Origin of the sequence: Paenibacillus sp. LX16 (genome assembly GCF_036252815.1) — a bacterium.
Classification (GTDB): domain Bacteria; phylum Bacillota; class Bacilli; order Paenibacillales; family Paenibacillaceae; genus Paenibacillus; species Paenibacillus polymyxa_B.
In genome coordinates this window covers 439,059-459,615 of record NZ_CP141152.1, presented here as the reverse complement: position 1 = coordinate 459,615, position 20,557 = coordinate 439,059, and the positions used below count along the sequence as shown (strand labels likewise).

Sequence of the window (20,557 nt, the reverse complement as noted above, 5' to 3'; positions counted from 1 at the left end):
TGAAACCATGGTAACCCCAGATTCTTTCAACAGCATTCGACTTTTTCATATGGATTATCAGGTTAAATATCCATAAAAAGTGAGACTCCCATAAAACTCATACACATAATTTGATATATAGACATATTTGTTGTGATAAAATAAACTTTTATAAATAGGAAATCATGTTTAATCAGCCATTATATATTGGTGAATCGGATCAAGATATGCTAGATAAAATAGCTTTTTTGTAAAGGAATTGAATATGACAACAGACCAAAAAAACAACGTGGGCCTCTGGAATGGCGATCCGGTCGTAATTGTACGCACTCCCTCCGCTTTTGCCAAGCAATCCCTTTTTTATATCCAGGAATTAGGCTACTTCCAAAAAACTTCTGCTTTTACGATAGAAAGGAAAGAACTTGCCTCTTTTTTGCTTGTCTTTACGTTGTCTGGTAAGGGAGAATTACTGTACCGGGACAAGAAATATATCTTAAAACCTCAAGACTTGTTTTTTATTAATTGCGAGGAATATGTTCAATACAGCACCTCCGGTCATGAATCCTGGGAGTTTATCAGCCTGTACCTGTATGGCAACCTGATTGAAAATTTTTACGAACAATTTGCCAAGCATAATAAACCGGTCATTTCCATGCACAATTCGTATATTATATTGGATAAGCTCCATGCTCTGATTTGCGGGCAGTCTGACAGAAGTCTTTCCGCTGAGCTACTAACGTCTAGGCTCATTGGTGAAATACTGATGTGCATTTTACAGCATCCCTATGATCATCCACATGTGAATGCTGAAACCCTCAGCGAAGTACGCCGGGTACAGCAATATTTGGATCAGTCCTACTGTGAGCGAATAACACTGGACTCGCTGGCAGACATGTTTGAATTAAACAAGTTTAATCTGGCTAAAAATTTCAAAAAGCAGATCGGTTTCTCTCCGATTGATTATCTCATTAATGTCCGTATCACAGCCGCTCAAAGCTGGCTTAAAACCAGTGACATGTCCATTGTGGATATCGCAAGGTACGTAGGGATTCCCAATACGAGCCATTTTATTAACCTGTTCAAGGAGCATGTAGGAGAAACACCTCATACCTTCCGCAAAAAATGGGGGAACCGTTCCAAGTTGTAAATGAGAGGTTACATGAACTCAGTTTGATAGATGATAGATGCACAAGCTATTCAAGTTAATGGCAAAACTGTCGAAAGGCAGTGACGCAAAACTATAGGGCCTTCCTATCGGGATGGCAGCCAGCTACCAGATGAACGAGCTTTTTATTATGTCTTTTTTACATAGATCCATCAAAATTGCTATGCCTCTCTCGAAAAAAGCCCTGATCGCTATGATCAGGGCTTTTTTTCTATTGGGATAGTCATGTCAGCCTAGCATGCTGAATATACTAATTTCGAACGAAGCATTGCCACATTACGATGAATAGGAGAATCACTTGGAGCATGGGAACAAAAATAAATGTAATGATCATTGCCTTATTGCTCATTGTCCAAAGCTTTTTCAGCGCAACGCTGGCTTACGCAGATGCTCCAGCCCCAGAACTGCCGCAGAGTGCTGTATCCGATCCTACACATACCGTTACGGATGCTGTATACGGTGTCCCAAACCTTGAACCCCCCAGGGAGATTCCTTCAAACACGCCCCCCTTCGTTCAAGGAGCAGCCAGTTCAAAGTCTCAACATGATGCAGCTCCGCAGAGCATACTAACGAAGTTGAGCCTGACCGACGAATCAGGGCATGTCATTGATGCGGTATATAGTCCCGACAGCCAATTCGACATCGGATCAGCCATCCAACTAGGCTATGAATGGGAGCTTCCTGACAATACCTATAAGTCAGGGGACACCTTCACCTTTCACTTACCAGAACAGTTTGTCATCTACACTGATATCTCATCTCCGTTAGTCACTACCGACGGAACCGTGGGATACTTCACAGTAGATCGTCAGGGCAAGGTTATCATGACCTTTAACCCATATGTAGAGAATCATTCCAATGTCAGCGGCAAACTGCAAATCAAAACTGAGTTTACGAAGGAAACGATGAAAGGTAGTACAGAGATCATCATTGCGATTCCGATCAAAGGCGGGGTGCAAACAGTCATCGTGAATGTAAAACCCCAGTCAGGGCCGACCCTAAGCAAACAAGGGAAACTAGCTGGCACAAATCAGATCGACTGGACCATTGATGTGAACAAACAGCTAAACACCGTAAAGCATGTCCTCATCACCGATCCCATTCCTTCAGGGCTGGAACTCAGAAGAGACTCTATCCGGCTCTATCATCTACAAGTCAATATCGATGGGTCGACCGTTGTTCGAGGTCTAGTGAATACGAGTGAATATGCCATTGAAGCAGATCAAGCCGGGACAGGGTTTGTGATTCGTATTCAAGACGATAGCATTAACACGGCCTATCAGATTCAATATTCCACGCGCATTATTGGCGACGAAACACGTTTTTCCAACACAGCAACGCTTTCAGGAGATGCGATAGAGAACGTAGCTGCTACCGCTACTGTTCAGGTACAACGTGGTGAATTTTTGTCCAAAAAGGTTGAAAAATATGATCATGCCACACAAACACTCTCGTGGGCCATACGATATAACTTCGGCGAGACAAAAATCCCCGAAGCCAAAGCTCTTTTAATTGATCATTTCAACAAAACTCAAGAATTGCTGTCCGGTTCTTTGAAAGTATTTAAGGGGAACACGCTGGAGGAACTTCCATCGTGGGCGTATACTGTCATCCCAGTTGATTATCCGGACCGCAACGGCTTTAAACTTCAATTCAACTTCGACGTAGATTCAGCCTATACCATCCGATACCAGACTCAAGCCAGAGGCCGTGTCTATGAAAATGAAAAAGTTATAAACATCATAACTTCAGATGGAATCCAGAAGATCGTATCGACGGAAATTATAAGCGGAGTTATGACTAAAATGTATGACACACCCAATTACAACACCAAAATCATACCTTGGGTGATTACCATCAATACAGACTTGTACACCATGAAAAACATTGTCATCCAGGATGTGTTTCCAAATGGGGGCTTAGCCTTGTTACCGAACACCCTGAAAATTCAAAGTGTTGACGGAACAACGGAGCTACGTGCGCCTACGGATTATGAGCTGGTTCCGCTATCACAGGACTATAAACAAGGATTTACACTCAAATTTCATAAAACCATTCAGAAAGCTTATACGATCAAGTATTCAACCACCTATAATAATGACTGGAAAACGGATACGACGAAGCCTGAGTTTCGTAATAAATCCATTATAGATTACCAGTTTGAAAACGGAGAAACATCAACTCAATCAGTGGAGTGCCCGATCTGGCCGGACTATATGACACAGCGAAACGGTGCCAAGCAAGGAAGCTATAATGCGACCTCCAAGCTCATTACCTGGGACATTAAAGCCAACTACAATCGCAAGATCCTGAATCACGCGGAAGTGAGGGACCCCTTGTTGCAAGGTCAGAAGTTACTGCCCGCCTCCGTAAAAGTATACGATATGACCTTGCTGGGATGGTGGGATGGCGTACAAAAAGGGGCTGAAATCCCGGCAGATCAATACATCATTATTCCTCCCTCCGAGCAAAATGGGAATGAATTACGTATCCAGTTCAAGGAGCAGATACAGACTCCCTACTGGATTACCTTTCAAACTTCATTGGAAGGAGAACTGATTGAAAAGGAAATCCACAATCAAGCCCTTCTACTCGATGGACAAAAAACAGTCTCCGAATGGGCAGCGCAAGTCACGGTACCTCATGGCGGAGAATATGTATCTAAAGTCGGTACACAAAATGGAAATAAGATTGACTGGAACATCCGCATCAATGAAGGACAGTCATATGTATCCAACGCTAAAATTATAGATCAGCCTAGCAACAATCAAATCTTAATTGAGGATTCCTTTCATTTGTATTCTACAATAATCGCTGCCAACGGAAATACAACCAAGAGCACCGAGTTGATTAGAAACCAAGATTACAAGTTGTATATCAAGACAGACGCTCAAGGCCAGCAAACTTTTGAACTTACTTTTGCCAAGGATATTTCCACTGCTTTTATACTTGAATACCAATCATTCATTCATGCTGAGGACAAAGCCAAAGTGAGTAATAAGGTTGCCTTTGAGGGGGATCGCTTGACGACAGAACTGCGGGAAACCAGCCAGGAAATCATCGTACGAACGTCTTCCGGCTCCGGTTCTGGCGGGGGTGTGACCGAAAGTCTTGAGCTGACCAAGGTAGATCAGGATATGCCTGACAAGGTACTGCCTGGCGCACAGTTTGCGCTCTATGATAAGGGTCAAAAAAGAGCTCCGCTCATTCATACCACCAATGCGGAAGGCAAAATCATCTTTTCCTCCTTGCTTCATGACGATTACATCTTGGAAGAATTGGCAGCACCGGAGGGCTATAAAATCACGGAGAGCAAGCTTGAGATTAAAATAGATGCAACACTGCGACAAAGCTCTGGTGTAAAGAAGATTGTGGTCACCAATCGTAAAGAAAAGAAAAACGAACCAGGAACGCCTACTCATCCAAACCCTTCACCCCCGTCCGGAGGCTCAGGTAAAAAACATGACAAAGATCCAGAAATACCCGATACGCCGTCTATAACCGTTCCTCCGTCATTGCCAAAGTCTCCGGAGGACATAGTCCCTCCACAGGAGGAACCTGCGCCTATACCACCGGAGTCGGAGCCGCCAGCCGTCATGCCTCATCAAGATCCTCCTCCGGTGGATTCGAAAGACGATCCCGAACCCAAGATCCGTGTCAAGGTTCCAGGGAAAGAGCCAGAGGATACACCTGCGGTACATCAGTTGCCCCAAACAGGTGAGAGCAGCCCCGCTCCGTTCTATTTGACAGGCATAGCGTTGGTTATGTGGGGCGTATTGTTGAAATTCAGATGGACAAACAAAAAATAAAATGGATCACCTGCCCTGATCTCCCGGCTTATTCCAATCCCGATTGGAATAAGTCGGGAATGGGGCATTTTTCAAAAAAATATGTATAATCCGTACTTTGCTTAGGGGAGGCGAGATTGCTGAGTCTGCGTAAACTTTCCTACGTATTTATTTTGTTAGGCTTACTTTTTATTTTGTTTCCTAAAGCGACGGAATGGAATGAGAATCGGGAACAAAGCAAGCTATTAAAAGCAGCAGAGCTACCATCAGGAAAAAGCGACGCGCTATGGGCCCTCAGTCTTACAGACAGCTATGCTCGCTTGTCCACTACTCTTACGGAAGTTCCGGTTAGTGAAACACGGCAACATACCTTTCCACCCCCCGCTCCCAATGCCAGCACTAATGAACAAACTCCCATAGCCACTATTAGCATAAGTCGTATTGCTTTAAAGCTCCCTGTGTTGGAAGGCGCAACGAGGATAAATATGAGACACGCGGCTGTACATATGCGGGAAACGGGGATGCTGGGACAAGCGGGAAATGCCGCCATTGCTGCTCATCGAGCCCGTACCTCTGGACGTTTATTTAATCGTCTAAATGAATTGAAGATCGGGGATAAGATTGTTGTTAACACTCGGGGTAACCAATATGTATACAGCGTTTATAGCCTGAAAGTGGTCGATCCTACGGACGTGTCTGTTCTGAAAAGCTTCAAAAAACAAAAGCTGCTCACGCTGATTACATGTGACCCTCTCGTAAACCCCACCCATCGTCTCATTGTTCAGGCGAAACTAAGCACCTAAAGCCATTTTAAAGCGCCTATTTCTATGAGTAAACATAAATCAGGCGGGCCATTCCTGTTCATTTACAGAAATACACCCGCCAATGTTCACATTACGATTCAGTTGGATTCTTGGCAATCAGCTTGAAATCATCAAAGTGGAATCCTGGTGCAACTACACAGGTTACCAGCACGGGCTCATCCCCAAGCGGACGTGCCGTTTGCCATACTGCTCCTGGTACGAGTGCTTGTGGATGCTGTCCTGCCTCCACATCTGCACCGACGATGATGACAGTTTCTTCGCCTGGCTCTTCTCCGCTTCCACCCAATTTCAACTCTACAGGGCTTCCGCTATGATATAGCCACAGCTCATCAGAATGGACCACATGCCACTCGGAGAACTCGCCCGGATGCAGCAAGAAGTACGTCGACGAAGCTGCAAAACGCGGACCGGAATACACATCCGGCAGTACAGGCTTCGGAATTTGAAAATTGGCCTTCCACATCTCTTTGTACCAGCCGCCTTCTGGATGGGGCTCCATGCCCAATGCCGTGACTAGCGGTGAAATAGCTTTCGTCATTGTCTAACCTTCCTTTACCCTAAATTCCTTCTTCCCTACTGTAAAACATAGCGTTGCTTTTGTCACGTTTCTCCCTTGGCATGTCGAGGATTAATATTTTATGTAAAATTTAATAACATAAAATTGCGGATAATTACTTATTCTTCTCATATAAATAACAATTGAATAGTAAAAAACATATCAAAATACATTTCACGTAAAGTTTTATAACATAATATCTTGTTTTTTATTGTAAGCTTATAGTATCATGAGAGAAATTTTTAAATTCTAATAGAGCTTGATCATGTCAATCCGTCTACTAAGCTATGTATCCAAGCCTAAAAGGGGTGAGCTCTCTGATCCAGTTTCGCAATGTCAACAAGCATTACGGTCACTTCCATGTACTCAAAGACATTAATCTTCAGATTAAGGAGGGCGAGGTCGTCGTCATCATCGGTCCCTCCGGGTCGGGTAAAAGCACCCTGCTTCGCTGCATCAATCGTCTGGAAACGATATCGGATGGGGAGCTGATAGTTAACGAGATCCCTGTACATGACAAAAAGATTGATATTAATGCCTTCCGCCGCAACATCGGGATGGTGTTCCAACATTTCAATCTATATCCCCACAAAAAGGTGATTGAAAACATTGTACTGGCACCTATGAAGGTACTGGGCATCTCGAAAGAAGAAGCTACTCAAACAGCCATCACCTATCTAAAGCGCGTCGGAATCGAAGAAAAGGCACAGAGCTACCCCGCCCAATTGTCCGGTGGACAGCAGCAGCGGGTCGCGATCGCCCGCGGGCTCGCGATGAATCCAAAAATTATGTTGTTTGACGAGCCTACTTCAGCTCTTGATCCCGAAACGATCGGAGAGGTACTGGATGTTATGCGCTCGCTCGCCCATCAGGGCATCACAATGGTCATTGTCACTCATGAAATGGGCTTTGCACGTGAAGTGGCGGACCGCGTGATTTTTATGGATAAAGGACAGATTTTGGAAGACAGCCAACCTGCCGAATTTTTTCAGAATCCGGCTGAAGAACGGGCTCGCCTGTTCCTGAGCCGTCTGATTCATCATTAAACAGACTACCAATGTAGCGTAAATCGAAAGGGGAATGTTCTGATGAGAAAAAGATTTCAATGGAGTACTTTGGTGCTGGTAGCTTTATCCTGTCTGCTTGTTTTGGCAGGCTGTGGAGGCAAAGAAGGAGCGGCAACGTCGGGGAATGAGCCGGCAGCAGCCAACGGGCTGGAAGCGATCAAACAGCGTGGCAAACTGGTCGTTGGTGTGAAATACGATACCAAGCTGTTCGGACTGAAAGACCCGGCTAGTGGAAAAGTAGAAGGCTTTGATATCGACATCGCCAAGGCTGTAGCCAAACATATTTTTGGCGATGAAACCAAGCTTGAACTAAAAGAAGTCACGTCCAAAACACGAATCACCTTATTGCAAAACGGGGACATCGACGCCATTATCGCGACGATGACCATTTCGGATGAACGTAAAAAGCAGGTCGATTTCAGCGACGTCTATTTTAACGCCGGGCAATCTCTACTCGTGAAAAAGGGGAGCCCCATCACCGGGCTGGAGTCCCTGACCCCGAATACCAAAGTGCTCGCCGTGAAAGGCTCTACTTCCGCCAAAAATATCCGTGAAAAAGCTCCTGAAGCAACGATATTGGAATTCGAAAACTATCAGGATGCTTTCAACGCCCTCAAAGCAGGTAAAGGAGAAGCGTTAACTACCGATAACTCTATTCTGCTCGGCATGCAGAAGCAAGATCCGAATTATATTCTTGTAGGCGGGAACTTCACAGAGGAACCTTACGGCATTGCAGTGAAGAAGGGACAGCCTGAACTGCTGCAAGCCATTAATGATACGATCAAGGAACTGAAAAGCAACGGTGAATACGATAAGCTCCACGAGCAATGGCTTGGGGTTAAACCCGAATAGTATTCTTGTGAAGGAGCCGCGATTGCGAGCTCCTTCCTTTCTTAGGTCTGGATAAGGAGGTAAATTCGCAGATGCTTACTTTTGATATCAACGTACTTTTCGATCATAGCGACCGTTTCAGAGAAGGCTTGCTACATACCGTTCAAGCTAGTGTCATTGCCTTGATCGGAAGCTTTATTCTGGGGGCTATTATTGCCATCCTCCGAATTGCGCCTTTTAAATGGCTAAACTGGATCGGTACCGTCTATGTAGAGGTCATCCGCAATATCCCCTTGCTGATCGTCGTGTTGTTTTTTTATCTCGGGCTTCCCACTCTGGGCATCCCTTTGGACGGATTCGTATCTGGAACGCTTGGATTGACCGTGTACACAGCCTCCTTTATTGCGGAAGCCATACGTGCCGGCATTCAAGCTGTTCCCAAGGGGCAATTTGAAGCGGCAAGGTCCTCCGGCTTGAGTTACAACCAGGCGATGATCAGCATTATTTTACCGCAAGCGATCAAAGTCGTACTGCCTGCGATCGGCAACCAATTCATCAATCTGGTCAAAAACTCTTCCGTGCTGGCTATTGTGGCTGGACTGGATCTAATGTATTACTCGGACCTCATTAACTCGGATACCTTTCTGCCCATCACAGTCTACGCGATCACGGCGCTGTTGTACCTTATCTTGACGGTTCCGCTTAGCTTTCTTGTACTATATATGGAACGACGTCTGTCCAAAACATCCTAAGGAGGGAAGCCCGTATGGATTTCGGTGGATTGTTTGTGTGGCCTAATGTGCGTTTTATACTGGAGGGCTTCCTGCTCACGCTGGAGGTTGCTATTTATTCTATCGTGTTCAGCTTCGCTCTCGGTATCTTATTCGGCATCCTGCGCTATACCCGCTTACCTGTCATTTCACAGGTTGCTGCCTTTATCATTGATCTCATTCGTAATCTTCCATTATTGCTCATTATTTTCTTCATCGGTATGGTTTTACCCTCCATCGGATTATCGATTTCCCTCAAGTGGGCAGCCATTACTGGCCTGTCGATCTTCGAGGGAGCCATGATCGCCGAGATTGTGCGCAGCGGCCTGAATTCGGTCCATAAAGGACAGGTGGAAGCCGCACGTTCCTCCGGTCTAAGCTACTCTCAAACCTTATGGCATATCATTCTGCCCCAAGCGCTTCGTCGCATGGTGCCCCCGATTGTCAGCCAGTTCATTTCCCTATTCAAGGATACCTCACTGGCTGTCATTATCAGTTTGCCGGAGCTGACGCATAACATTCAAATTGTCGGTGGACAAAATCAATCCTTTGTCATTCCAGCCCTGCTGTTCGCCGCTTTCCTGTACTTTGCTGTCAATTACAGTATGTCACTGATTGCACGCAGGCTGGAAGTTCGTACACATTAAAGCTCGTGATACTCATCAGCGTTGCCACTAGTTGGAACGCACTGTTAGTACAGCTTGTATCTTTTCAATTAATTGCTTCAACGCTTCTCCCTGATAACGGCCAGACCGATAAATCAACTCTAGCTGACTCTGTAGCACGCCGCACAAAATAGGTACAGTGCAAAATTGTGAGCGATCCAATTCTGCCGCAAGGGACTCCGTCTGTAGGGTTACGGCCAGTCCCTCCTGCACCCAGCGCAGGATTGAAGGTAGGGAATTTGTCTCCAAGACGGTTGCAAAGGGATACCCCTGATCACGGAAGTATTGCTCAATCAGCTTCCTGCCGGGATGACACTCTGGCTGCATCGCCCAGGGTACATGCCTCAATTCGTCCAGCGTAATGGAAGGACGGTTGGAAAACACATGCTCTACCGGAACAACAAGACAGTAGTTCTCCGTACGAAGAGGAAGCTGGACAAGCCTTTCATCTGTACCCGAATGCAGCGTAATGCCAACATCCACTCGGTTATCCAGCAGCTGTTCTGTTACATCGAATGATGGATGGATGTGCAGGCTGACTCTAGGAAATGACTGATGAAAATGGATAAGCATCTCTTGCAATGGTTCCTCCAGCTCCGTTAATGCGATACCAATCCGCAAACTCCCGCGTTGCTCGGTGCGCAACTCCTCAATGGAAGCCTTTGCTTGCTGTAAATCCTTGAGCGCATGTGCACTGTGTTGCAGCAACAATTTCCCGGCATCTGTCATTTTAATTTTCTTGCCTGCACGGTCAAAAAGCGTCATGCCCAATTCCTCCTCCAGCGCCTTGATTTGCAGGCTAAGCGTGGGTTGGGAGATTCCGATCTTTTCCGAAGCTTTCGTAAAATGCAGTTCCTCGCATACAGCTATGAAGTATTGAAGCTGACGTATTTCCGTCTTCCTTCTCTCCCTTCGAGAATCCCCAGAATGATTGCATTAAAAGGTCAAAAGAAGCGCAAGATCGGATCAATCCGGTTCGCGCTTCTTCTTCAGGTTATTGCGCTTTTTTGGATTATTGGGCTACTTCGGCTTTTTCCGCAGTCAACGTAATATTCGCAAACGTGTCTGCATCGTACTCCTTGCCACGGGTAATATCGTAGTTGGCCACCCGATTATTCAGAGCTTCCAGTGAGTACCGGAATAACGTTGGTACAATTGGTGCCTCCTCGCTCATATACGCCTGCCACTGATTGTATATATCTTTACGATAATTGTCGTCAAAGGCCTTCACAGACACACCTTCCTGCAGCAGCTTATCATTCTCTTCACTCGTAAAGCGCGAGTAGTTAAAGCTGGCTTCGCGTCCATACAGCCCACTAGGGTTCACATCTGAACCTGTACTCCATGCGCCGCCAAAAATATCAATGCCGGGATCATCCTTCTGCACACGATCATAGAAAGAATTGAACTCAAGCAGTCGACCGTCCACCAGCTCGACATGAAGCCCAACATCCTTCCAATTTTGCAAATAAAACTTAGCCAGCGATTCGGCTGTCGCATCCCCGCTCATTGCTGCATAATGGAGTACCAGTTCCTTGCCTTTAGGGTCCTCACGATATCCATCTCCATTGGTGTCCACATACCCTGCCTCGTCCAGCAGCTTTTTCGCCTTGTCCGGGTCGTACGTGATGCCCTTTGCATTTATATCATGATACCCCTTAAAGGCAGGCGGAATCAGGGACGTTGCTGGAATCCGAAGTCCATGATATAGCTGCTTGCCGACCTGCTCGTTATTCAGCGCATAGCCGAGGGCCTGACGTAATGACTTGTTCGCCAGCTTGGCGTTCGGGTCCATGATATTTAGACTCTTGGCCTGATCGAATTTGCCCATCTTAAAGCCCACATAGCTATAAGATAATTCCTCCTGACCGAGAAACTGTACATTTTTCGGATTGCTGGCCTCATTGTAACGGGTGGTTGGATAGCTGGCCCAGTCAACCTCTCCACTTTTCAGCGCCTCGGTAATGACATTCGGGTTCACAACCTTCAGATGAAGGCCATCTAACTTGGGTACACCGTGAAAATAATCCTCATTTTTGACGAATTCCACAGATTCACCTGTGACCATAGATTTAATTTTGAACGGCCCATAGCCAATCGGATTTTTACGGACAGGATCAGATCCGGCCATATCCTTCACGGGAATGTTTTGAAATACCTTTTTCTCCAGTGGCGTAGACCAGAGTCCCGATTTCACCGAAGGATTGGGTTCTTTGAAATGAATGGTAACCTCTTTCTCATTCAGCACCTTGATGCCAGAAATGGTTTTGGCCTTACCCGCGTGATAATCCTCCATACCCACAATGTTGGTCATAAAGCTATCATAACGCGGACCTTCGTAGTCTTTATGACCGATCACTTCATAGGAAAAAGCATAGTCCTCTGCCGTTACGGGATTACCATCCGTCCAGTTCAGTTTGGGATCAATTTTGACAGTCACGGCTTTATTGTCAGGGGAAAAGGAAATCGTCGCCGCCCCTTTATCGTCAATATTCAGATTGGAGTCAATCGAAAACATAGAAGGGTAGAAAAACTGGAAGACTTCAAAATCAGGATTGCCATCATAAAATACAGGATTTAGAATACCTTCAAATGGGGTATCAGACACGAGTGCATAATTGATGATACCACCCTTAATCGGTGCCTTATCGTTCTTGATCGCCTTCGCCAGCGCTGTCGCATTCACCTGCTTGCTGTCGGACCCTGAGCCGCCTGTACCGTCAGACGATTTTCCTCCATTTGAAGCGGAAGGCGAACCGCTGCATGCGGCCAGTGAAAGTACCAAAATTGCAGATAGAACAGGCAGAATTCCTTTTCTCCAGTGTTTAACCATTGTAAATCCCTCCTTGTCATTGTCCTTATCCTTGAACTTCAGTTAACCCAATCGTTGTCTGGCATCCGTGGCGCGTTTGAGCGCCTGGCCAATAAAGTTAATCGCCAGCATTAGCACCAAAATAAGCAGCGAGGCTGGCAACCACATCCACCAGCTATTCTGCAAAACATCCGGGTCATTCGCATAACTCACCAGTGTACCCAAGCTTGGAGTAGATTCCGGTAAGCCAAAGCCGAGATAAGAAAGCCCGGTCTCAATCCCGATATTTCCCGCGAGGCTGAGGGTCAGGTTGACGATCACGACCGAGCTAAGATTGGGCAGCACGCCAAACCAGATGATTTTCCAATTGGGTGTGCCGAGGGTTTTGGAAGCCTGTACATAGTCCAGTTCGCGCTCTGACAGCACCTTCGCCCGAATCAGACGTGCTTTTCCAATCCATAAAAAGGCGGTCATGATGAAAATAAAGGACCCTATGCCGCTTTTGGGTACAATGCTGACAAATACGATGACCAACATCAAAAACGGAAGCACCAGAATAAAATCAATGATCCGCATGATGATGTTATCGACCAGTCCCCCATAAAAACCAGCCAGCAAACCTAACGTTAAGCCAATAGCGGCGGATAACAATGTAATCGTAAAGCCAATGGTGAAGGAATTGCGGGCTCCAATGACCAGCTGGCCGAAAATATCCCTGCCCGCTCGATCTGTCCCCAGCCAATGCACTGAGCCTGGAGCTTCACGGATCGCGCCCAAATCCACCGTCGTGACAACATCCTGATTTACAAACAGGACAGAGGCATATATAAAGATCAAGAACAGAATTATAAAGCCAATGGAAACCAAGGACATTTTGTCACGCACCAGCTCACGACGCAGTACAGACCAACTGGATGGTGATTTACGAATGATTTCCGGCGTGAAAACCTCCTCCACCTGTATAGACACCATAATCCCTCCCTTTCTCTAGACTTGTTCGCTATTCAATTCGAATGCGGGGATCGACTTTGCTTAGGATAACATCAGATAAAAGAGTTCCTAATAGTGCCAAGAAGCCAGAGATCATGACCAGCGCGTTCACGACTGAAAAATCCCGTTGAGTGATGGACTGGAGAAATAATTGGCCCAAACCCGGATAACCGAAAATAGATTCAAGAAAAATATTGCCTGCAATTACTCCCGTCAGGTCATAGCCCAAAAAGGCAGCAATCGGCAATAGAGAGTTTTTGAAAATATGGCGGGAATAAATTTTACCTTCGGGTACCCCTTTGGAACGCGCTGTTTTCACAAAATCCTTCAGTCTTGTGTCAATGACCTCATTGCGCAAATACTGAATCGTAGCCGTTGTACTGAGCAATGCGCCTGTAACGGCTGGTAAAATGAGATGATACGACTTGTTCACGTAATATGCCCATGTCCCCGGCTCCACGCCTACATCCACACTACCGCTGGTTGGAAACCAGCCGAGCCTAAATCCGAACACGTACAGCAGCAGCAGCGCGAGTATAAATAGAGGTGTCGCAAAGCTGAGATAGGTATAGCCCACGACGGTTTTGTCCAGCAGACTATGCTGATAACGACCGCTGAGTACGCCGAGCGGAATGGCGATCAGATACGTCAGAACCAGAATTACTACGCCCAGAAAGAACGTGTTCCCCAGACGGCTGCCAATCAGATCGGTAACGCTAATTTTATGTACATAAGATTTGCCTAGATCCCCGTGAGCAAGCTGGACGAGCCAGTTCCCATACTGCACCCACACCGGATCATTCAGTCCCAGTCTTTGTCGCTGTTCTTCCAGTGCGGCCGGATTCAGATTGGGTGTCGAGGTAATAAGTCCTGTCAGGGCATCCCCCGGCATGGCCTTAGCTAGGAAAAATATAAGCACGCTCAGTGCAAAAAGTTGAGGGATCATAACCAGTAGCCGACGCAGTGTAAATTTCCACATTTCTGTACCCCCCTTATGGTAGCGCGACTTGATGGGATGGACTTACTGATTTTAGTGCAAACGGTTTTCCACTCGCGTCTAGATGTTTGGGTAGCTCTGTTTTGTAGGAGGATAAAAGCATTCGCCTTTTCTTGGCATTTTCCAGTCGTTTTGTAGGATCAATATTGGGAATGGTTGCAATGAGGCGCTGGGTATACAGATGCTGTGGACGCTCATAAATGTCTTGCTCGCTCCCCTGTTCCACTAGACGTCCCCGGTACATAATACCGATTTGGCCACACATATGGCGGATAATACCCAAGTCATGACTAATGAACAAATACGTTAAATTAAACTCCCGCTGCACATCCTTCATAAAATTAAGCACCTGTGCCTGCACGGAAACGTCCAGCGCCGACACCGGCTCATCTGCAATGATCAGCTTGGGGTTTAATGTCAGCGCACGCGCGATCCCGATCCGCTGCCGCTGCCCCCCGGAAAATTCATGCGGATATTTGTAGGCTGCATCGGCGTTCAAGCCGACCCTTTCCAGCAACGTCTGTACTTTCCTTCGTTCTTCCTCACTGCTCAGCCTTTCAAAATTTCGCAGCGGTTCAGCAATGACATCCAATACGCGCTTACGCGGGTTGAGCGAAGAGTATGGGTCCTGAAAAATCATCTGAATGTCTCTACGCAGTGGATGGCGATTGTTACGGCTCAGAGCTGCAAGGTCCTTTCCTTTAAACAGAATCCGTCCGCTCGTCAGCTTATTTAGACCGATGATCGTCCTGCCTGTCGTCGTTTTTCCACAGCCGGATTCTCCCACCAGCCCGTATGTCTGGCCTGCCTCAATGCTGATCGACACGCCATCCACTGCTTTCACCTGATCGATAACACGCTGGAAGAAACCACCGCGCACCGGATAGTGGACCCTCAAATCATTTAACTCCAGTAGTGCCATGAGCAGCCTCCCCCTTTGCCTCGTCTTCAAAATGAAAATGCTGATAACATGTACAACGGACCCAATGTCCAAGGGAAATTTCATTTAATTGGGGATGGTCTTCATGCACTCTCTGCTGAATCCAGGGAATACGCGGAGCAAAGCGGCAACTATTGCGGGGGATATCTTGTAATGAGGGAACAATGCCGCCGATGACATGCAGTGATTCCCCCTTGGTGTGCGATCCCGGCATAGAAGCAAGCAACGAACGCGTATACGGATGCTGTGGATGCCTGAATAATTCAAAAACATCAGCGCTCTCCACGATTTCTCCGGCATACATGACCACCACGCGGTCGGCTACTTCTGCCACAACACCAAGGTCGTGCGTAATCAGTATAATTCCGCTCCCAGTCTCCTGTTGAAGCTGTTTGAGCAAGTCGAGAATTTGCGATTGGATCGTTACATCGAGCGCAGTCGTCGGCTCATCTGCAATAATAAGAGAAGGTCGGCAAGCTATGGCAATCGCGATCATCACACGCTGCCGCATCCCTCCTGACAGTTCATGCGGATACTGCTCATACACACGCACAGGATTCGGTATATCTACACTTTCCAGCAACTCCAGCACACGTTCCCTTTTTTGCTTCGTAGATAGTGACGTGTGATAATCAAGATTTTCCTCAATCTGCTTGCCAATGCTCATCAACGGGTTGAGTGCTGTCAGCGGGTCCTGAAAGATCATGCCAATGCCCGCTCCGCGGATTTTGTTCATTTGCCCTGAAGAAAGACGGTTCAGGTCCGTGCCTTTAAAAAGGACCTCTCCCTCTACACGCGTGCGTTCCATGTCATGCAGTTGTGCGATTGAAAGCGCCAGCGCGCTTTTGCCACAGCCGGATTCTCCGACTACAGCCAGCACTTCATTGGGGTTGACCGTCAGATCTAGATGGTCGACTGCGGGGTGATATTGATCCTTGATGCGAAAAGATACGGATAATCCTTTAATTTCCAACACAGGTTCGGTATTCAATGCGCGCTTCCTCCATTCTCCATGGTCTTGTCCCGCTTATTCTCACCATGTTTGATGTTTAAAACCTCTCATGAACATTACACACCGTTTTTGTCGGAATAATTTGAATACATCCTATCACCAGTATATGGATATATCAATTAAGATTATGCTATCAACATCATTTAAAAAATCAATGATCCAGGAGTAGCGCGGCCTTTCTGGCACAAAATGTAATGAAATAACCAACCACAGGTTAATTTTCATCACAAAAAAAGTCGCCTGATCCCTCTGCAGGGATCAAACGACTAACTAACACCGGCTCACATTGAGCTCCTGACGATAATTACGAAGCCGCTCCATAGGAGCCAGACTTGAACGTTCTAGGATCATACCATTTGTAGCCTGCTGCCGGAGCAGCCCAAGGCTCAGCCTGCGGTTCCGTGGAAGTCGCAGGCTCCTCGAATGGCAGAAGCTTCGTTGGTTGATCCAGAGTCAAACCTGCCACATCGGACAATTTCGTGTAGTCCTGCTTCCATGCAAGCCATTGGACCGTTTGTACCAGGAAGGTGGAATCATCCACTTCCTTGAAACCATCATATGTCTTCTTCGACTGTCCATTTTCCTCACGCACATATTTCGGTGTAGCATCTTCTACAGGGGAAGAATCACCGATAAACGCTGCCTTGCCTTGACCTACCTTGGAGATAGCGGCATAAGGTCCTTCCGCACGGCCCCCGCCGTTATAAACTCCCTGATCTACAGCATTCCCCCATTTTTTCGTGCCTGAAGGGATATAAGCAATGCCTTTAGCCTTGGTAGGATCAATAATAGCCAGCGTAGATCCTGCATGCATGGCAATCGAGCGCACACCCTTGGTAATGCCGAAAGATTGATCTGCGGCTACAATGTCAGTAGCATTCACGTCACCAAGCGCATTATAACGGAAACGAACGCCAAAGTTGGTCGCCAGCCAATCGGAGCTTGTTAATCCTTGCATCGCCGGTGATGCAGCTTCTTCTGCAGTCATGCCTTTGGCTGGATTAGTATAGGCTCCACGACGGTAGCCATTCATAACTTCGGAGGAATCCCAACGGTTTTTGTTACGGTCCGCATTATAATGATCGGAGATGAAGAATACGCTTCCCCCGTTATTCACGTATTGCAGTAGGGCAGCCTGCTCGGATGCCTTAAAGGCAACATTCGCTTCACCAATAATGAACACATCATATTGGCGCAACTTGTCATATGTTATGGCCTGCTCTCCATAAGTAAAAGGAATGGGACGATTCAATTGGTCTACCGTAAAGCCTACATTACGCAGTCCATTGGCAAAGTCGGAGAAGGCGCCTTCAATGACCCAATCTGCTGCACCAGCGGTCTGTGCGTGCGTATTATCGAACAGCACCTTTTTGCCTTTTCCATCCGGCAGTGTAGTACCGGGTTGACCCGGGTTGCCAGGTTCACCTGGTTCCCCCGGCTCGCTTCCGCTCACCAGTTCAACAGCGCTTGGGCTTTTTACTCCGCCAAAATTATTGTAGGCGCCGAGTGTACCCGTCACACGAATTTTGCTGCCGATCAGCTCAGGATGGCCTGATAACCCATATTGCCCTCTGTACGCTGAAGTCAGCTGTACATCCAATAGATTAGACGTATTACGTTCATTTGCTTGGTCGGCAATCAGTACGTTAAAATCATTCGCGAACGGAGAAGAAAAGTTAGCCGTTTTCGATCCGGTAGCATGTCCGACGATGTAGCCTTCCACCGTCACCGTACCTCCACTGCTTTGGCCCTGAAGTGCTTCGGCTACTGTCAATGCTCCCTCTGCCTTGACCTGACCGAATGGAACGAAGATCCCGATCAGCAGTGATACGATTGCTGCTAGATGTAGTATCCCTTTTAAGCGTGAACCTGTGAACCGCAAGCCTTTTACCATACGTCAATATCCCTCCTATGTTTTCCATAAATGTACTTGTCCTTTATCAGATTAGCCGCCAATCTTCTAATTCCTTCCTGATTTCATCCATAATTATGTAAATTTTAATCTTTTTTATTGGAAACGCACCTGTTTCAGGATTTTGCAAAATTCGATTCCAGTCGCTCCAAAGCGCAATATCTAGACGAACTAGGCCATTTCGATCTATATATTGTTCATTAGAAGTCGCTTATTGGGTTTTTGCAAAATCCTCGTTTATGTAAAAATTGAACCCTGTGATTGACACCGAGCACGGCATACATTACCCTAAGAAAGACATGTAGAACGGTATACGCGAATGAAGATGACGGGAGAGTCTGTCCAGGGAGCCTACACTCTGGCGGCACCGAAGGAGCAAGACGCCAGCACCCGGCTGGCGGATAATCTCTCAGGTCCATGTATCGTCATCTGACGCAACTCTGGAGAGAGCGCAAGCCACCCAAGGGGTAAGGCGGTAAGAACACCGCACGAAACTCTCAGGTAACGAGGACAGAGATAAGGGAAACTTCCTTATCCTGTCCTTTTTTGTGCTCACATTGTGCGTCAGCATTAGGAACCGTCATAACCGCGCAAAGACGCGGAGATACCATATAGTATGGTATTAGAACATACAGGGGGCCACACCATGCGTTTCAAAGATGTATTTTCTATTATCGGCCCGGCCATGACCGGACCTTCCAGTTCACACACCGCAGGCGCGGTGCGACTCGCACGCGTTGCCCGGCACTGGCTCGGGGCGCAGCCTGACCGTGCCCGCATGACATTATACGGCTCCTTTGCTGATACGTATAAAGGACACGGTACAGATCTGGCGCTCATCGCAGGACTGCTTAATTACGATACGGACGATCACCGGATTCCCGATGCCGAGCAATGGGCCGAACAAGCCGGGATGGCCGTGGAATTCGCCGTCAGCGGACTCCCCGCCCCTCATCCGAACACTGTCCGTTTCGAGCTGTGGAAGGGCGAGGATCAGCGCACACTGTTGGGCTCCTCCATCGGCGGCGGCAGCATCCATGTCCAGCAGCTCAACGAATTCCGGGTCAATCTGACCGGGGAACTGCCTACGCTGGTGCTTCTCCACTCAGATAAGCCCGGTACATTGGGCGCGATAACTTCAGCGCTGGGCTTGGCTCACATTAACATTGCCTATATGCACGTAGATCGCAAAGGCCGGGATGGTGAAGCACTCACCGCCATTGAAACGGACAGTTCTGCTCCAGCTGAACTGATTGCGGAACTGCGTTCTTTACCTCATATGTATGAAATTAAGATGATTAATTTGAAAAAAGGAGCTGAATCCGATGCGGTTTAGCCATCTGCATGAAATCAGCGCTTTATGCGCTGAAGAATCCACCACGATTGGCCGCTTGATGATTGAAGAGCAGGTACAAGAAACGAATACAACGGAGGAAGAAGTCTTTCGCCAAATGTCTGATTATTATGAAGTCATGAAGGAAGCCGTTCATCGCGGTCAGACACAAGACACCGTATCCCGCAGTGGATTGACGGGCGGTGATGGCAAGCGCCTAGCGGAGTATCTGCGGGCAGGGGAAACCTGCTCCGGTGATGCCTCCGCGCTCGCCATGGCTTATGCCCTCTCTGTGTCGGAGGTTAATGCATCCATGGGTCGCATTGTCGCCACGCCTACCGCAGGCTCATGTGGGGTTATCCCTGGTGTATTCATCAGTGCGCAGGAGCGGTTCGGCTGGGATGATGAGCATATGGTGCACGGCCTATTCGCCGCTGGAGCCATTGGCTACGTGATCGCCAACAACTCATTCATTTCTGGCGCGGAGGGAGGGTGTCAGGCTGAGATTGGCTCAGCTATCGGGATGGCCGCTGGTGCTATGGTCGAGTTGCGCGGTGGTACGCCTGAACAGGCTGTTCACGCCGTGGGCCTCGCTCTTAAGAACACGCTCGGCCTGATTTGTGACCCCGTCGCCGGACTCGTGGAGATTCCGTGCATCGTGCGCAACGGGCTGGGAGCCGTGACTGCGCTTGCCGCAGCGGACATGGCTTTGGCGGGTGTGCGCAGCGCTATTCCGTCTGACGAAGTCATTGACGTAATGCTTGAAGTCGGCAGTGCGATGCCGTCGAAGCATCGCGAGACCGCCAAAGGCGGGTTGGCCCAGACGCCGACTGGCAAGCGTTTGACCGAATCACTTACACGCAACACACCGACCAAGAAGGATAAGTCATGATTTATAAGCGGTAGCCTCCTTAAA

The 20,557-nt window shown here is 47.5% G+C and carries 17 protein-coding genes, 1 pseudogene and 2 riboswitches; of the genes and pseudogenes, 9 read left to right on the top strand and 9 right to left on the bottom strand.

All coding sequences use genetic code 11. From position 1 onward, the window contains the following. Window positions 1–244 precede the first annotated feature (244 nt). The 3 genes from T3H97_RS02065 to T3H97_RS02055 all read left to right on the top strand — a co-directional run bounded on the left by T3H97_RS02065 (window position 245) and on the right by T3H97_RS02055 (window position 5,735). Complete coding sequence (locus T3H97_RS02065) at window positions 245–1,126, top strand: AraC family transcriptional regulator (RefSeq protein WP_328801539.1); 882 nt, start codon at window positions 245–247, stop codon at window positions 1,124–1,126. 50 nt (window positions 1,127–1,176) lie between these two features. Next, window positions 1,177–1,257, top strand: a riboswitch (cyclic di-GMP riboswitch). A gap of 192 nt (window positions 1,258–1,449) precedes the next feature. Then, a complete protein-coding gene (locus T3H97_RS02060) occupies window positions 1,450–4,953 on the top strand; it encodes a collagen binding domain-containing protein (protein WP_328801538.1) in 3,504 nt (1,167 codons plus the stop codon). A gap of 116 nt (window positions 4,954–5,069) precedes the next feature. Next, on the top strand, window positions 5,070–5,735 hold the full coding sequence (locus T3H97_RS02055) for a class D sortase (RefSeq protein ID WP_328801537.1): 666 nt from the start codon (window positions 5,070–5,072) through the stop codon (window positions 5,733–5,735). Window positions 5,736–5,826: 91 nt separating this feature from the next. On the opposite strand, the gene T3H97_RS02050 is transcribed toward T3H97_RS02055, so the two are convergent. Beyond that, on the bottom strand, window positions 5,827–6,294 hold the full coding sequence (locus T3H97_RS02050; RefSeq protein WP_029514674.1) for a cupin domain-containing protein: 468 nt from the start codon (window positions 6,292–6,294) through the stop codon (window positions 5,827–5,829). Window positions 6,295–6,620: 326 nt separating this feature from the next. On the opposite strand from T3H97_RS02050, the gene T3H97_RS02045 reads away from it, so the two are divergent. From T3H97_RS02045 to T3H97_RS02030, 4 genes are all read left to right on the top strand, one after another. After that, window positions 6,621–7,358: an amino acid ABC transporter ATP-binding protein gene (locus T3H97_RS02045; RefSeq protein ID WP_103046797.1), complete on the top strand. Its 738-nt coding sequence runs from the start codon at window positions 6,621–6,623 to the stop codon at window positions 7,356–7,358. A gap of 42 nt (window positions 7,359–7,400) precedes the next feature. After that, window positions 7,401–8,231 (top strand): transporter substrate-binding domain-containing protein, encoded by an 831-nt coding sequence (locus tag T3H97_RS02040; protein WP_103046717.1) that lies wholly within the window; start codon window positions 7,401–7,403, stop codon window positions 8,229–8,231. A 71-nt stretch (window positions 8,232–8,302) separates the two neighbouring features. Then, window positions 8,303–8,962: an amino acid ABC transporter permease gene (locus T3H97_RS02035; RefSeq protein WP_103046716.1), complete on the top strand. Its 660-nt coding sequence runs from the start codon at window positions 8,303–8,305 to the stop codon at window positions 8,960–8,962. A gap of 14 nt (window positions 8,963–8,976) precedes the next feature. Further along, window positions 8,977–9,627, top strand: coding sequence for an amino acid ABC transporter permease (locus tag T3H97_RS02030; RefSeq protein ID WP_029514671.1), 651 nt, complete (start codon window positions 8,977–8,979; stop codon window positions 9,625–9,627). A 27-nt stretch (window positions 9,628–9,654) separates the two neighbouring features. Here T3H97_RS02030 and T3H97_RS02025 read toward each other — a convergent pair whose 3' ends face one another. From T3H97_RS02025 to T3H97_RS01990, 8 genes and pseudogenes are all read right to left on the bottom strand, one after another. Beyond that, window positions 9,655–10,410: a LysR family transcriptional regulator substrate-binding protein gene (locus tag T3H97_RS02025; protein WP_328801536.1), complete on the bottom strand. Its 756-nt coding sequence runs from the start codon at window positions 10,408–10,410 to the stop codon at window positions 9,655–9,657. A gap of 6 nt (window positions 10,411–10,416) precedes the next feature. Beyond that, window positions 10,417–10,497 (bottom strand): annotated as a pseudogene (locus T3H97_RS02020) (LysR family transcriptional regulator); the annotation flags it as partial. A gap of 160 nt (window positions 10,498–10,657) precedes the next feature. Next, entirely contained in the window at window positions 10,658–12,478 is a 1,821-nt protein-coding gene (opp4A, locus tag T3H97_RS02015) for an oligopeptide ABC transporter substrate-binding protein (protein WP_328801535.1), read from the bottom strand. A gap of 42 nt (window positions 12,479–12,520) precedes the next feature. Continuing rightward, window positions 12,521–13,429, bottom strand: a complete 909-nt coding sequence (locus T3H97_RS02010) for an ABC transporter permease (protein ID WP_103046714.1) — start codon at window positions 13,427–13,429, stop codon at window positions 12,521–12,523. 28 nt (window positions 13,430–13,457) lie between these two features. Further along, entirely contained in the window at window positions 13,458–14,426 is a 969-nt protein-coding gene (gene opp4B, locus T3H97_RS02005; RefSeq protein WP_103046713.1) for an oligopeptide ABC transporter permease, read from the bottom strand. 13 nt (window positions 14,427–14,439) lie between these two features. After that, entirely contained in the window at window positions 14,440–15,366 is a 927-nt protein-coding gene (locus T3H97_RS02000; RefSeq protein ID WP_328801534.1) for an ABC transporter ATP-binding protein, read from the bottom strand. Beyond that, window positions 15,344–16,375 carry an ABC transporter ATP-binding protein gene (locus tag T3H97_RS01995; RefSeq protein WP_328801533.1) on the bottom strand — a complete coding sequence of 344 codons (1,032 nt, stop codon included), beginning with the start codon at window positions 16,373–16,375 and terminating at the stop codon, window positions 15,344–15,346. The genes T3H97_RS02000 and T3H97_RS01995 overlap by 23 nt, the downstream gene beginning before the upstream one ends. Window positions 16,376–16,700: 325 nt before the next feature. Next, entirely contained in the window at window positions 16,701–18,290 is a 1,590-nt protein-coding gene (locus T3H97_RS01990; RefSeq protein ID WP_328801532.1) for a DUF6359 domain-containing protein, read from the bottom strand. A gap of 337 nt (window positions 18,291–18,627) precedes the next feature. Then, a riboswitch (glycine riboswitch) is annotated at window positions 18,628–18,743 on the top strand. A gap of 211 nt (window positions 18,744–18,954) precedes the next feature. Here T3H97_RS01990 and sdaAB point away from each other — a divergent pair. Both sdaAB and sdaAA read left to right on the top strand, forming a co-directional pair. Continuing rightward, on the top strand, window positions 18,955–19,644 hold the full coding sequence (gene sdaAB / locus T3H97_RS01985) for an L-serine ammonia-lyase, iron-sulfur-dependent subunit beta (protein ID WP_328801531.1): 690 nt from the start codon (window positions 18,955–18,957) through the stop codon (window positions 19,642–19,644). Continuing rightward, window positions 19,634–20,533: an L-serine ammonia-lyase, iron-sulfur-dependent, subunit alpha gene (sdaAA, locus tag T3H97_RS01980; RefSeq protein ID WP_328801530.1), complete on the top strand. Its 900-nt coding sequence runs from the start codon at window positions 19,634–19,636 to the stop codon at window positions 20,531–20,533. The genes sdaAB and sdaAA overlap by 11 nt, the downstream gene beginning before the upstream one ends. The last annotated feature ends 24 nt before the right edge of the window (window positions 20,534–20,557 follow it).

Coding starts and splice junctions, on each gene's coding strand:
- T3H97_RS02030 (WP_029514671.1), top strand. CDS start 8,977: ATGGATTTCGGTGGATTGTTTGTGTGGCCTAATGTGCGTTTTATACTG.
- sdaAB (WP_328801531.1), top strand. CDS start 18,955: ATGCGTTTCAAAGATGTATTTTCTATTATCGGCCCGGCCATGACCGGA.
- opp4B (WP_103046713.1), bottom strand. CDS start 14,426: ATGTGGAAATTTACACTGCGTCGGCTACTGGTTATGATCCCTCAACTT.
- T3H97_RS02050 (WP_029514674.1), bottom strand. CDS start 6,294: ATGACGAAAGCTATTTCACCGCTAGTCACGGCATTGGGCATGGAGCCC.
- T3H97_RS02040 (WP_103046717.1), top strand. CDS start 7,401: ATGAGAAAAAGATTTCAATGGAGTACTTTGGTGCTGGTAGCTTTATCC.
- sdaAA (WP_328801530.1), top strand. CDS start 19,634: ATGCGGTTTAGCCATCTGCATGAAATCAGCGCTTTATGCGCTGAAGAA.
- T3H97_RS02010 (WP_103046714.1), bottom strand. CDS start 13,429: ATGGTGTCTATACAGGTGGAGGAGGTTTTCACGCCGGAAATCATTCGT.
- T3H97_RS02035 (WP_103046716.1), top strand. CDS start 8,303: ATGCTTACTTTTGATATCAACGTACTTTTCGATCATAGCGACCGTTTC.
- opp4A (WP_328801535.1), bottom strand. CDS start 12,478: ATGGTTAAACACTGGAGAAAAGGAATTCTGCCTGTTCTATCTGCAATT.
- T3H97_RS01990 (WP_328801532.1), bottom strand. CDS start 18,290: ATGGTAAAAGGCTTGCGGTTCACAGGTTCACGCTTAAAAGGGATACTA.
- T3H97_RS02060 (WP_328801538.1), top strand. CDS start 1,450: ATGGGAACAAAAATAAATGTAATGATCATTGCCTTATTGCTCATTGTC.
- T3H97_RS02065 (WP_328801539.1), top strand. CDS start 245: ATGACAACAGACCAAAAAAACAACGTGGGCCTCTGGAATGGCGATCCG.
- T3H97_RS02025 (WP_328801536.1), bottom strand. CDS start 10,410: ATGACGCTTTTTGACCGTGCAGGCAAGAAAATTAAAATGACAGATGCC.
- T3H97_RS02000 (WP_328801534.1), bottom strand. CDS start 15,366: ATGGCACTACTGGAGTTAAATGATTTGAGGGTCCACTATCCGGTGCGC.